The sequence below is a fragment of the Escherichia sp. MOD1-EC5990 genome (assembly GCF_002965285.1).
In the GTDB taxonomy this organism is placed as follows: domain Bacteria; phylum Pseudomonadota; class Gammaproteobacteria; order Enterobacterales; family Enterobacteriaceae; genus Escherichia; species Escherichia coli_F.
Window position 1 is genome coordinate 75,167 of record NZ_PTRV01000002.1, and the last position, 13,507, is coordinate 88,673.

At 51.2% G+C, this 13,507-nt stretch carries 14 protein-coding genes; 2 read left to right on the forward strand and 12 right to left on the reverse strand.

What is annotated here, in order from left to right:
• The 11 genes from mraY to ilvI form a co-directional block, all read right to left on the reverse strand.
• A complete protein-coding gene (gene mraY, locus BEB42_RS02485; RefSeq protein WP_000964131.1) occupies window positions 1-1,083 on the reverse strand; it encodes a phospho-N-acetylmuramoyl-pentapeptide-transferase in 1,083 nt (360 codons plus the stop codon).
• The gene (gene murF, locus BEB42_RS02490; RefSeq protein WP_000626658.1) at window positions 1,077-2,435 is read right to left on the reverse strand and encodes a UDP-N-acetylmuramoyl-tripeptide--D-alanyl-D-alanine ligase; all 1,359 of its coding nucleotides are present in this window, start codon (window positions 2,433-2,435) and stop codon (window positions 1,077-1,079) included. Before murF ends, mraY begins: the two co-directional genes overlap by 7 nt.
• A complete protein-coding gene (gene murE / locus BEB42_RS02495) occupies window positions 2,432-3,919 on the reverse strand; it encodes a UDP-N-acetylmuramoyl-L-alanyl-D-glutamate--2,6-diaminopimelate ligase (protein ID WP_000785117.1) in 1,488 nt (495 codons plus the stop codon). Before murE ends, murF begins: the two co-directional genes overlap by 4 nt.
• Window positions 3,906-5,672: a peptidoglycan glycosyltransferase FtsI gene (gene ftsI, locus BEB42_RS02500; RefSeq protein WP_000642212.1), complete on the reverse strand. Its 1,767-nt coding sequence runs from the start codon at window positions 5,670-5,672 to the stop codon at window positions 3,906-3,908. Before ftsI ends, murE begins: the two co-directional genes overlap by 14 nt.
• Before the next feature lie 15 nt (window positions 5,673-5,687).
• On the reverse strand, window positions 5,688-6,053 hold the full coding sequence (gene ftsL / locus BEB42_RS02505; protein WP_000625658.1) for a cell division protein FtsL: 366 nt from the start codon (window positions 6,051-6,053) through the stop codon (window positions 5,688-5,690).
• On the reverse strand, window positions 6,050-6,991 hold the full coding sequence (gene rsmH / locus BEB42_RS02510; protein WP_000970479.1) for a 16S rRNA (cytosine(1402)-N(4))-methyltransferase RsmH: 942 nt from the start codon (window positions 6,989-6,991) through the stop codon (window positions 6,050-6,052). The genes ftsL and rsmH overlap by 4 nt, the downstream gene beginning before the upstream one ends.
• 1 nt (window position 6,992) lies before the next feature.
• Entirely contained in the window at window positions 6,993-7,451 is a 459-nt protein-coding gene (gene mraZ / locus BEB42_RS02515) for a division/cell wall cluster transcriptional repressor MraZ (protein ID WP_001295770.1), read from the reverse strand.
• A gap of 600 nt (window positions 7,452-8,051) precedes the next feature.
• The gene (gene cra, locus BEB42_RS02525; RefSeq protein WP_000762400.1) at window positions 8,052-9,056 is read right to left on the reverse strand and encodes a catabolite repressor/activator; all 1,005 of its coding nucleotides are present in this window, start codon (window positions 9,054-9,056) and stop codon (window positions 8,052-8,054) included.
• A gap of 81 nt (window positions 9,057-9,137) precedes the next feature.
• The gene (locus BEB42_RS02530) at window positions 9,138-9,224 is read right to left on the reverse strand and encodes a hypothetical protein (RefSeq protein WP_032160836.1); all 87 of its coding nucleotides are present in this window, start codon (window positions 9,222-9,224) and stop codon (window positions 9,138-9,140) included.
• Between the two features lie 11 nt (window positions 9,225-9,235).
• The gene (gene ilvN / locus BEB42_RS02535; RefSeq protein WP_001353460.1) at window positions 9,236-9,727 is read right to left on the reverse strand and encodes an acetolactate synthase small subunit; all 492 of its coding nucleotides are present in this window, start codon (window positions 9,725-9,727) and stop codon (window positions 9,236-9,238) included.
• A 2-nt stretch (window positions 9,728-9,729) separates the two neighbouring features.
• A complete protein-coding gene (gene ilvI / locus BEB42_RS02540; RefSeq protein ID WP_000425648.1) occupies window positions 9,730-11,454 on the reverse strand; it encodes an acetolactate synthase 3 large subunit in 1,725 nt (574 codons plus the stop codon).
• Window positions 11,455-11,571: 117 nt separating this feature from the next.
• Between ilvI and BEB42_RS26585 the strand changes: the two genes are divergently transcribed.
• Complete coding sequence (locus BEB42_RS26585) at window positions 11,572-11,616, forward strand: hypothetical protein (protein WP_175565144.1); 45 nt, start codon at window positions 11,572-11,574, stop codon at window positions 11,614-11,616.
• Between the two features lie 154 nt (window positions 11,617-11,770).
• Here BEB42_RS26585 and leuO read toward each other — a convergent pair whose 3' ends face one another.
• A complete protein-coding gene (gene leuO, locus BEB42_RS02545; protein WP_105267143.1) occupies window positions 11,771-12,715 on the reverse strand; it encodes a transcriptional regulator LeuO in 945 nt (314 codons plus the stop codon).
• Between the two features lie 659 nt (window positions 12,716-13,374).
• Here leuO and leuL point away from each other — a divergent pair.
• Entirely contained in the window at window positions 13,375-13,461 is an 87-nt protein-coding gene (gene leuL / locus BEB42_RS02550) for a leu operon leader peptide (RefSeq protein WP_001300467.1), read from the forward strand.
• Window positions 13,462-13,507 lie beyond the last annotated feature (46 nt).

The window sequence follows — 13,507 nt, forward strand, 5'->3', positions numbered from 1 at the left end:
TTAACGTACCTTCAGCGTTGCCAGACCAATCAGGACCAGCATCAGCGAAATAATCCAGAAACGTACAATGACGCGCGGTTCCGGCCAGCCTTTCAGTTCATAGTGGTGATGAATCGGTGCCATGCGGAAAATACGTTGTCCGCGCAGTTTAAAGGAGCCGACCTGCAAAATAACCGACAGGGTTTCAACGACAAACACGCCCCCCATAATCACCAGCAGGAATTCCTGACGCAGCAGTACGGCGATAATGCCTAACGCACCACCTAACGCCAGCGAACCGACATCGCCCATAAAGACCTGCGCCGGATAGGTGTTAAACCACAGGAAGCCCAGCCCTGCCCCGACTATCGCGGTACAGACAATGACCAGTTCCCCGGCGTGTCGTAGATACGGTATGTGTAAATAGCTGGCAAAGTTCATGTTGCCGGTTGCCCATGCCACCAGCGCAAAACCACCGGCGACGAATACAGTCGGCATAATCGCCAGGCCATCAAGACCATCGGTCAGGTTTACCGCGTTGCCGGTGCCCACAATGACGAAGTAAGCCAGCAGAATGTAGAACAGCCCCAACTGCGGCATCACATCTTTAAAGAACGGGACCACCAGCTGCGTTGCGGGCGTGTCTTTCCCGGCAAGGTACAAAGCGAAAGCAACACCCAGCGCAATAACCGACATCCAGAAATACTTCCAGCGAGCAATCAACCCCTTGGTGTCTTTACGCACTACTTTGCGATAGTCATCAACGAAGCCAATAACACCGTAACCGACCAGCACGACCAACACGCACCAGACATACGGGTTGGACGGGTATGCCCACAGCAGCACGGAGATCACAATCGCTGTCAGGATCATAATCCCGCCCATGGTCGGCGTACCGCGCTTGCTGAAGTGTGATTCAGGACCGTCGTTACGCACCACCTGACCAAAGGAGAGTTTTTGTAAATGAGCAATCATGCGCGGGCCCATCCACAATGAGATGAACAGCGCAGTCAGCAGGCTGACGATGGCGCGAAACGTCAGATAGGAAAAGACGTTAAAGCCGGAATAATATTTGACCAAATGTTCGGCCAGCCAAACTAACATGTCCCATTCTCCTGTAAAGCGCGTACTACCTCTTCCATGGCAGCACTACGTGAACCCTTAACTAAAATCGTAATTACCTGTTGCTCAGCAATCAGTGATTTAAGACGTGTGATAAGCGCAGTTTTATCGGCAAAATGTTCACCAACGCCGCTGGCGGTACTGATAGCATGGCTTTGTTTACCCACACTTAACACGCGGTCAATACCCGCCGCCTTCGCCGCTTCGCCCACCTGTACATGGCAGGCCTCGCTTTCAGCGCCCAGTTCCGCCATATCGCCCACCACCAGCACACGGTAGCCCGGCATTTCAGCCAGTACCTGAACAGCGGCGGTCATGGAGCCGACGTTAGCGTTGTAGGAGTCGTCGAGCAGCAACTGATTTTCCGCCAGTTGAATGGGGAACAGACGGCCAGGAACAGCTTTCAGATTTGCCAGCCCCGCTTTAATAGCATCAAGCGTTGCGCCCACGGACATGGAGAGCGCAGCGGCTGCCAGAGCATTCGCAATATTGTGACGCCCCGGCAACGGCAGCAGAACATCGACGCTACCCGTTGGGGTTTGCAGCGTAAATTCCGTACCGTGCGAGGTCACGTGGATATTGGTGGCGGTGAAATCGCTGTTGTTAGCATTCGGTGAGAAGCGCCACACTTTGCGTGAGCCAATCACACTCTGCCAGTTCAGCCAGTCGTTGTTGTCGGCATTCATAATGGCGATACCGTTTTCCGGCAGGCCGCTAAAGATTTCACCTTTCGCTTTCGCGACACCCGCAAGCGAGCCAAAACCTTCCAGATGCGCCGCTGCCAGGTTGTTGACCAGCGCCGCTTCCGGGCGAGTCAGACTCACAGTCCAGGCAATTTCGCCCTGATGGTTCGCGCCAAGTTCAATTACTGCGTAATCGTACTCTGGCGTTAAGCGCAACAGCGTCATCGGTACACCGATGTCGTTGTTGAGATTGCCTGCCGTATAAAGCGTGTTGCCACACTGGCTTAAAATCGCTGCCGTCATCTCTTTAACGGAGGTTTTGCCGGAGGAACCGGTCAGAGCAACCACGCGCGCCGGAACTTGCTGGCGAACCCATGCAGCCAGTTCACCAAACGCCAGACGCGTATCCTTGACGATTAACTGCGGCAGATCGATATCCAGCGGACGGCTAACCAGCAGTGCACCCGCACCGCCAGCTTTCGCCTGGTCAGCAAAATCATGGGCATCGAAACGTTCGCCTTTCAGGGCAACAAACAGGCAACCCGGCGTCAGTTTTCGTGTGTCAGTGGTTACAGCATCAAGGGTAATATCTGCCCCTTTTAGTTCACCGTTGAGAATATCGGTAAGTTGGCTAAGGGTTACGCTAATCATGCAATCACCCCCAGTAGACGCGCTACCGTGACGCGATCGGAGTAGTCCAGACGCTGGTTGCCAACAATCTGATAATCCTCATGGCCTTTGCCCGCGATCAGCACCACATCATTCTCTTTAGCCTGCATAACAGCGCAAGTCACCGCTTCAGCGCGGCCTTCCATCACTTTGGCATGTCCGGCGTCCAGCATTCCCGCCAGAATATCGTTGATGATAGCGCGCGGTTCTTCGGTACGCGGGTTATCGTCCGTTACCACCGCCACGTCAGCAAACTCTTCAGCAATTGCTCCCATCAGTGGACGCTTACCTTTATCGCGATCGCCACCACAGCCAAAGACGCACCACAGCTTGCCTGCACAGTGAAGACGTGCAGCCTGCAAGGCTTTTTCCAATGCATCCGGCGTATGCGCGTAATCCACCACCACCGTCGGTTTGCCCGGTGCAGTGAACACTTCCATACGTCCGCAAACCGGTTGCAGACGCGCGGCGGTTTTTAACAGATCAGCCAGCGGGTAGCCAAGTGCCAGCAGCGTCGCCAGCGCGAGCAGCAGGTTGCTGACATTAAAAGCGCCCATCAGATGGCTTTCAATTTCGCCATCGCCCCAGCTTGAGCTAAAGCGAATAGTCGCACCGCTGTCGTGATAGTTCACGTCGGTCGCTTTCAACCAGCGTCCGTGACAATTCGGATTGATATGATCTTCCATTGATACCGCAACCGCGTCCGGCAGTTTTGCCAGCCAGCGGCGGCCCACTTCATCGTCGGCGTTAATAATCGCCTGACCGCAATGATGTTCAGAATAAAGCAGCCATTTCGCCGCTTCGTAGTGTTCCATATCACCATGGTAATCAAGGTGATCGCGACTCAAGTTGGTAAAGACCGACGCCGCAAATTTCAATGCCGCCACACGGTGCTGTACCAGTCCGTGGGAGGAAACTTCCATTGCGCAAAAAGTCGCGCCCTGATCCACCAGCCCCGCCAGCTCATGCTGAACATCGACTGCCGAACCGGTGGTATTTTCTGTCGGGATCACTTTTCCCAGCAGGCCGTTACCAACGGTGCCCATTACCGCGCTGGTTTCGCCAAGCAGTTGGCTCCACTGCGCCAGAAGCTGAGTAGTCGTAGTTTTGCCGTTGGTGCCCGTTACGCCCACGAGACGTAAATTGTCAGAGGGTTCATGGTAAAAGCGGCCCGCAAGTGCAGATAAACGCTCATTGAGCTGGCTGAGATAGATGACTGGTACGCCGTGCATTTCACGGATTTCACCGTCGGTCGCCTCATCTTTCGCCTCTGCAATAATGGCAGCCACACCTTGCGCTATCGCCTGCGGGATATATCGACGCCCGTCCGCCTGATGACCTACTACAGCTACAAAGAGATCGCCCGCCGCAGCCACACGGCTGTCGAGTGTCATCTCTCGCAGTGCTCGCGAAGGTGCGTCTGGCACCCACGGAGCAAGAAGGTCGCGCAAATTACGATCTGCCACCTGTCCCCTCGCCTTGATTAATCACAAATTCATTTTTATCACCCGTTGTCAGCGCATCCGGCTCGATGTTCATGGTACGCAATACGCCGCCCATGATGGCACCAAAGACCGGCGCGGAAACGGCGCCGCCGTAGTATTTACCCGCCTGCGGATCGTTGATAACAACAACCAGCGCGAAGCGCGGCTGACTCGCAGGCGCAACGCCTGCGGTATAAGCAATATATTTATTGATGTAGCGACCGTCCGGCCCGACCTTTTTCGCGGTACCGGTTTTAATGGCGATACGATAGCCTTTAATCGCCGCCTTCACGCCGCCGCCGCCCGGTAGCGCCACGCTTTCCATCATATGCACCACGGTGCGAACAATGGATTCCGGGAAGACGCGTTCACCGGGAACCGGGGGATCAACTTTGGTAATCGACAGCGGGCGATAAATGCCATAGCTGCCGATAGTTGCGTAGACTCGCGCTAACTGTAACGGTGTTACCATTAGCCCGTAGCCGAAAGAGAAGGTGGCCCTCTCTATGTCAGACCACCGTTGTTTTTGAGGATATAAGCCACTGCGTTCTCCGACCAACCCCAAATTGGTCGCTTTTCCCAGTCCAAAACGTGAGTAAGTATCTACTAACGCTGAGGACGGCATCGCTAACGCCAGTTTGGAAACACCGACGTTACTCGACTTCTGTAATACCCCGGTCAGGGTTAATTCGCTGTAGCGTGCCACGTCTTTGATTTCGTGGCCGTTAATCCGATAAGGAACGGTATTCAGTACCGAGTTTTCTCGCACCACGCCACGTTGCAACGCGGTCATCACCACCATCGGTTTGACCGTTGAGCCAGGTTCAAACACGTCGGTGATGGTACGGTTACGCATCGCCTCTTTCGGCGTGCCACTCAGATTGTTTGGGTTGTATGACGGGCTGTTAGCCATCGCCAACACTTCACCGGTGTTGACATCCACCAGCACGGCACTACCGGATTCAGCCTTGTTAAAGGCCACCGCGTTATTCAGTTCGCGATAAACCAGCGCCTGCAGGCGTTCATCAATACTCAGCGCCAGGTTGTGTGCCGCCTGACTGTCGGTGGAAGAGATATCTTCAATTACGCGACCATAGCGGTCTTTACGCACAATGCGCTCGCCAGGCTGCCCGGTAAGCCATTTATCGAAACTCTTCTCGACGCCCTCAATCCCCTGACTATCGACGTTAGTAAAGCCGATGAGGTGAGCGGTCACTTCGCCAGACGGATAGTAACGGCGAGATTCTTCACGTAGATGAATCCCCGGCAGCTTCAGTTTTTTGATGTACTCTGCCATGTCAGGGTTTACCTGACGCGCCAGATAAATAAAGCGCCCTTTCGGGTTGGCGTTAATGCGGGCTGAAAGCTGATCCAATGGAATGTTGAGCGCGTTAGCCAACGCCTTCCAGCGGTCACCGACGCTGATACCACCAGCGTCATGCACCTCTTTCGGGTCAGCCCAAATCGCTTTTACCGGCACGCTCACCGCTAACGGGCGACCAGAACGGTCAGTAATCATGCCGCGGGAGGTGGAAACTTGCTGAACGCGAAGAGAACGCATGTCGCCCTCTTTTACCAGCATATCCGGGGAGATAACTTGTAACCACGCTACGCGTCCGAGCAGAAAAGCCAGCGCCAGGAGAATACAGCCGCATAACAACGCAAAACGCCAACTGATAAAGTTGGCATGTTCTTCCTGACGTTTTGGTTTCTGCGTTTTCGCCGCTGCTTTCATGCGTCGCGTTTATCCTTATTTTTGCACTACGATATTTTCTTGTGACGGATCAACATGCTGCATTTGCAGCTTTTCCGTGGCGATCCTTTCCACCCGGCTATGGTCGCCGAGCGCATTCTCTTCAAGGATCAGGTTGCGCCATTCAATGTCTAAAGCATCTCGCTCCAGCACCAGTTGTTCGCGCTGAGCGGTCAGCAAACGGGTGTGGTGCGCCGTGGTTACCACGGTCACCGCCGTCAAAATAATGCAAATGAACAGGCAGAGTGGCAGCTTCCCAAATCGCAATAGATCGTCACCGATAACACCAGGCAATGCATGGCGCTCGTGGCTTCCCATCGATCCTTTAACTTTGCTTAGAGCTTCTGTCACTCTGCTGATCATGCGTTCGTCCTCTCTGCAATACGCAGAACTGAACTACGGGCACGAGGGTTCTCAGCCACCTCTTCTTCGCCCGGCATTAACTTGCCTAGTGCTCGCAGCTGACGGCCACCCAGTTTTTTGAGCTGCTCTTCAGTCATCGGTAACCCTGCCGGAACTTGCGGACCGCGGCTGTTTTCACGCATAAAGCGCTTCACAATGCGGTCTTCCAGCGAGTGGAAGCTGATGATTGAAAGCCGCCCACCCGGGGCCAGCACGTTGAGCGAGCTTTTTAGCGCCTGCTCTATCTCCTCCAGTTCACTGTTTACCCAAATGCGCACCGCCTGGAAGGTACGGGTCGCGGGATGTTTAAACTTATCTTTCACCGGCGTTGCGGCAGCCACGACTTCCGCCAGTTCTTTGGTGCGGGTCATCGGCTGTTCGCGGTTTCGCTCGACAATGGCGCGGGCAATGCGTTTGGCAAAACGCTCTTCACCATAGGTTTTCAATACCCAGGCGATATCGGCTTCTTCTGCGGTTTGTAGCCATTCAGCGGCTGACTGCCCACGGGTTGGGTCCATACGCATGTCCAGCGGGCCATCGCGCATAAAGGAAAAGCCGCGTTCTGCATCATCAAGTTGCGGTGAAGAGACACCAAGATCGAGGAGAATGCCGTCGATCTTGCCGATAAGATCGCGCTCGGCAACGTATTCGCCCAGCGCGGAGAAAGGTCCATGGATGATGGAGAAGCGCGGATCATCAATAGTCTTCGCAACGGCGATAGCCTGCGGGTCGCGATCGATCGCCAGCAAACGCCCCTCTTCGCCAAGCTGCGAGAGGATCAGACGTGAGTGACCACCGCGACCAAAAGTCCCATCAATGTAGATGCCATCAGGACGGATATTGAGGCCATTAACGGCTTCATCCAGCAGCACCGTAGTATGTTTATAGTTTTCCATCATTTTATAGAGACAAGTCCTGCAGTCGCTCCGATAAGTCTCCAGTAGCCAACTGCTCTGCGTCGATATCTTCCTTGACCTGTTGATGCCAGGTTGTTTCATCCCACAGCTCAAACTTGTTGAACTGTCCAACCAGCATCACTTCTTTTGTCAGCCCGGCATGTTGCCGCAGTACTGGCGCGATTAACAATCGACCGGCGCCATCCATCTGACATTCGCTGGCATGACCTAACAGAAGGCGCTGCACACGGCGCTCAACCGGGTTCATGCTCGACAGACGCGATAATTTTTGCTCGATAATTTCCCATTCAGGCAGGGGGTAAAGCAGCAGGCACGGGTGATGAATGTCAATGGTGCAAACCATTTGACCGGCAGCGTTCTCAAGCAGCTGTTCCCGATAACGGGTAGGCACTGATAAGCGCCCTTTGCTGTCGAGATTGACTAACGTTGCTCCCCGGAACATGCCAGCCTCACCCCTTATTCCCACTTTGCCCCACAATTTCCCACTGAAAGGAGTTTACGGAGCGGAGGAAAAGCTTGTCAAGCCAGTCACAAGGCATACCGAGGTAAAAAACCCGATGTTTACGGCTAATATCAGCGTTGTTTATTTTACGTCCAACGTGCGAAGCAAATTAACGTTATGAATAGCTGTAAGAAAAAATCCCTCATCGTCATCACCGTTTTAAAATGACTAACTATTTTCCACAGCAAATATAAAGTGTCAGTTTGCGACGCGAGCGGCATTTTAGGACATATCTTCCCCGGTTAACAGTCCCTGTTGCGTCTGTGTGGCGCTTGATGCCAGCAGGTTTGCGCAAAAGCAAAGAAAAGTGTTTGTTAAATCGGCAATTCATCTCTGCATGTAACAAAATAATGCAAAAACGCTCTGTCAATATTGCTTAATTATTGTGAATTTCAGCAGGTGAGTTAATTAATGGGCGGGTTTAAAAGCATTTATCAATAATAGCCAGGAATAGTCTTATTTACTTTAAGGATATTGATGTCCATTCCCGTACTCGACGCGCCAATGAGAAATTCACTGGCGCGTATTTTTGTTCGCGGCTTAGTTACGGCTGAGCACGCCGCGGCGATAGAGATTACGTTTAATGCGCGTTAACCCAGGTTTTGGCTTACGCGGTTCGTCCAGGCTTGCCAGGACAATTTCCAGCACACGCTCTGCGACATCGCGGTGACGTTGAGCCACTGCCAGCACCGGGCACTGTAAGAAGTCGAGCAGTTCGTTATCGCCAAAGGTGGCAATTGCCAGGTCAGAAGGCAGTTTGCCATCGCGACGCAGCGTGACATCCATCACCCCTTGCAACAACGCAAACGACGTTGTGAACAGCGCCTGCGGCATCGGATGCGTTTCCAGCCATTTTTCGAATAACTGGGCAGCCGCCTCCCGCTCATAACTGTTGGCATAAAGGAAATGCACTTCGCGCGGATCATCTTTCCAGGCAGTACGGAAACCTTGCTCACGCAAGAAGCTCACAGAAAGCTCCGGCAGCGCGCCAAGATAAAGCACCGTCTCGGCGGGAAACTTACGTAACTCTTCCGCCAGCATTTCGGCATCATCCTGATCGGCACCAACCACGCTGGTGAAGTGTTCACGATCGAGGGCGCGATCCAGCGCGACAATCGGGAACGGGTCGTTAGCCCAGCGTTGATAAAAAGGATGCTCTGGTGGCAACGACGTCGAAACAATAATGGCATCAACCTGACGCTGTAGAAGATGCTCAATACAACGCATTTCGTTGTCTGGCTGATCTTCTGAGCAAGCAATCAGCAGTTGATAACCCCGTTGCCGCGCCTGACGTTCAAGATAATTAGCGATGCGGGTATAGCTGGTGTTCTCCAGATCGGGGATCACAAGACCAATAGAACGTGTGCGTCCAGCACGAAGCCCAGCTGCCACGGCGTTCGGGTGGTAATTGTGCTCACGCACCACAGCCATGACTTTTTCAACGGTTTTGTCGCTCACACGGTATTGCTTCGCTTTGCCGTTAATAACATAGCTTGCAGTGGTCCGCGACACTCCCGCTAGCCGAGCGATTTCATCCAGTTTCACAATTGCCCCTTGCGTAAAATGTAAAAACCATAGCCATTGTACTGGTATGGGTTAAATTCATTAACATCTAAGCGCAGAAAATTAACTGCGGCAACTGCTTTTATTCCAGGTTCCCACTGAATTCGCAAAAAAAGCCCAACGTGACATGTTGGGCTGCAAATTGCGCATTGAGATCATTCTCAACGCATTATTTTTTCACCGCGCGAAAGTCCGACCACGCCAGAGCGAGCAACTTCCACAATTTTCGCCACATCGCGAATCGATGCTAAAAATGCATCAAGCTTATCGCTGGTGCCTGCCAGTTGGACGGTGTAAAGCGATGGCGTGACATCGATGATTTGCCCTCGAAATATTTCCGTATTGCGCTTCACTTCGTCACGTCCGTAGCCGCTGGCCTGAATTTTCACCAGCATGATTTCCCGCTCAACGTGCGCCCCCTGCCCCAGCTCGCTCACGCGCAATACATCGACCAGTTTGTGTAATTGCTTTTCGATCTGCTCAAGCACTTTTTCATCGCCCACGGTCTGGATGGTCATACGCGATAATGTCGGATCGTCAGTTGGCGCAACTGTCAGGCTTTCAATGTTGTAGCCACGCTGGGAAAAAAGGCCAATCACGCGGGATAACGCGCCTGATTCGTTTTCGAGTAAGACTGATAATATCCGGCGCATAATCAGGTTCTCTCCGTTTTGCTTAACCACATTTCATCCATTCCGCCCCCGCGAATCTGCATCGGGTAGACGTGCTCACTGCCATCGACGGTAACATCAACAAACACCAGACGATTATTGCGCACCTGTTCCAGCGCCTCGCTAAGTTTGCTTTCCAGCTCTTGCGGATGAGAAATCTGAATCCCGACATGCCCATAGGCTTCCGCCAGACGGACGAAATCGGGTAGCGATTGCATATAAGATTGTGAATGACGGCCGGAATAGATCATGTCCTGCCACTGCTTCACCATCCCCAGATAGCGATTATTGAGATTCACCACCAATACCGGCAACTCGTATTGCAAGGCGGTAGACAGTTCCTGAATGTTCATCTGAATACTGCCGTCACCAGTGACGCAAACCACGGTTTCTTCTGGCAGCGCCATTTTGACACCCAGTGCCGCAGGTAAACCAAACCCCATCGTGCCGAGGCCACCAGAGTTAATCCAGCGACGCGGTTTGTCGAAAGGATAATAAAGTGCGGCGAACATCTGGTGCTGCCCGACATCAGAGGTCACGTAAGCGTCCCCCTTCGTCAGCCGCCAAAGAGTCTCGATAACCGCCTGCGGTTTAATCTTTTCACTGTGAGTGTCATATTTCAGGCACTGACGAGCGCGCCACTGTTCAATCTGCTGCCACCAGTCGCGGATCTCATCCAGCGGTTGATGGGCGGATTCTTGCGACAGGAGTTCAAGCATTTGTTCGAGGACCTGGCGGGCATCCCCCACAATCGGGATATCAGCAGTCACGGTTTTAGAAATTGAAGTTGGATCAATATCGATATGCAGAACCGTGGCATTTGGGCAGTACTTTGCCAGATTGTTCGTCGTTCGGTCATCAAAACGTACCCCGACGGCGAAAATCACATCCGCGTTATGCATCGTCATATTGGCTTCGTAGGTGCCGTGCATTCCCAGCATGCCCAGAGCCTGACGATGCGTTGCCGGAAACGCCCCCAGCCCCATTAGTGAGGAAACAACGGGCAGATTCAACGCCTCCACCGTGTCTTTCAACTGCTGATGGCAGCCCGCCGTGATTGCCCCACCGCCTACATACACAACCGGTTTTTTTGCCGCCACCAGCGTTTGCAGAGCGCGCTTAATTTGCCCTTTATGTCCGGAGGTCGTGGGATTGTAAGACCGCATACTGACCGACTCCGGCCAGACGTAGGGTAATTTGTTCGCAGGATTAAGAATATCTTTCGGTAAATCAACGACCACTGGTCCAGGGCGACCACTTGCCGCCAGCCAAAAAGCCTTTTTCAGCACCTGCGGAATGTCTTCCGTTTGCTTAACCAGAAAACTGTGCTTCACCACTGGGCGGGAAATTCCCACCATGTCGCACTCCTGAAAAGCATCGTAGCCTATCAACGAAGTTGCTACCTGCCCGGAAAGAACAACCAAGGGAATGGAGTCCATATAAGCGGTGGCGATGCCGGTAATCGCATTGGTCGCCCCTGGCCCCGATGTTACCAGCACGACGCCGACTTCCCCGGTCGCGCGTGCCAGACCATCGGCCATATGCACCGCCGCCTGCTCATGACGAACTAATACATGATCGATACCACCCACGGTATGCAATGCATCGTAAATATCAAGGACCGCGCCTCCGGGATAACCGAATACTTGTTTAACGCCCTGATCGATAAGCGATCGGACGACCATCTCGGCTCCAGACAACATCTCCATGGCCTGCCTCACTGTTTAACGGAAAAATGTGTAAAACACATTAACCGCCCGATCTTGCTTAAGCAATTGGTAGCCAGAGACATAAATACGAGGTAATAAGAATAAACAGGAGGAAAGGTGAAAAGAAACGATAAAATCCTCCATTACGGAGGATTAAATTGATAATAAATCGGCTAAATCCCACAACTTACAGCAATTTCTCTATTTTTTTAATTAATCCTAAAATAGTGAACTCACACATTCAGAATAAAATTCTATATTCAATAAAAAATACAGAATAAATCAGTAATCAATATCTGACCTATTCTGCATTCAGTTAGCGTTTGCAAATTGAGACTAATTGCTCTTCCATCCACTGATGGCCTTTGTCGCGCCCGGCAGCTTCATGCCAGGAGAGATAACAGGTTCTGCTATTTTGTTTTAATGGCAGCGGTAATACCTGTAACTCTAAAGATTCAGCGAACTCTTCAGCCAGCCAACGCGGCGCAATAGCGACCAGATGCGTTTGCGACACCACGCTCAGTACACTCATCATTGCCATGCCCTGATACGCGATACTGGCTTGTTTATCTACCGTGTCATACCACGGTTGACTAAATGACGCGAAACGATCGAGCGAAACTGCCGCATGTTGTTCGTTATAAACATCATGTTTCAGTAACGGGCCTTTAATTGTTGGATGATTTTTGCTGGCTACCAGCACCATTTCATCTTTAAATAATGGCACACTGGTAAATTCAGGACGATGGAAGTCTTCATAACTAATCACAAACTCCTTTTCCTGATAACGCAGTTGATGTTCAGTGTTCTGATTTAATGAAGACTTGAACATAACATGTATATTTGGCGCAGTTTGCTCAATGTGATTATAAATCTGCGAGGTCAGAATGCTGTCTAACGGACTGCAAACACAAAGATGAAATACACGTTCACTGCTCGCGGGTTCAAAACCTGAACCTGGCAATTCATTTTGTACTAATTGCAATGCCTGACGAACTGAACCAAAAAGTTGAAATGCGCGAGCAGTCGGTTGAATGCCACGGCCATAACGAACAAAAAGCTCGTCATTAAACATCACCTTCAGGCGTGCAACCGCGTTACTGACCGCAGGTTGCGACATCCCCAGAACATGAGCGGCACGGGTGATGTTTTGCTCCTGCATCACGGCATCGAAAACGGTTAATAAGTTGAGATCGACCATGCGTAGTTGTGGCTTGCTTAACTCCGCCGTCTCTGGTTGCTCTGTTTGTACCTCTGGCATACTTAACTCCACTGTCACACTTAACTCCCTTTCCCTTATTGGAATGCAGAGAAATAATCCTCGAGAATATGATTTATCATGCATATAAAATAAGAAAAAGGAAAATGAGAAAAATTAGGAAAACATAAAGATACGGGTTCTTATAAAAACAGAACCCATTGCCGAGTAAAGAGTCATTTACCGCAGCATAATAATCCATAATGTTTTTGTTGCGAAAGCAATCTAATCATAACTACCGCGAATACTCAATCATCCACAAAATGGATTAAATGTGCTTTTTTAATAATTAATTTATATGTTTAATGCATTAATTCTTAACATTAATCGAACAATAATATTCACCAAATGAATATCAAAAAAATTAGCAAAACATATAATTCAATACAAATCATCAAGATAGGTTTTGTAACGCGTGCATTTTATCCCCCTTTTCCTCGTTGATTAGATACAAAAATTTATTCTGAAATATGTCAACCGATGAAAAGCGTCGGTGGTTAAGCAGAAATTAATATCGCTTGTTTTAACCACTGCAGCACAATTAGCTAATTTGACGAATGCAGAACTCACTCTGGCGGAACGTTTTTGTTGCGTCAGGGTTGACATCCGTTTTTGTATCCAGTAACTCTAAAAGCATATCGTATTCATCTGGAGCTGATTTAATGACTCACATCGTTCGCTTTATCGGTCTACTACTACTAAACGCATCTTCTTTGCGCGGTAGACGAGTGAGCGGCATTCAGCATTAAGCCAGCACGCAGTCAAACAAAAAACCCGCGCCATTGCGCGGGTTTT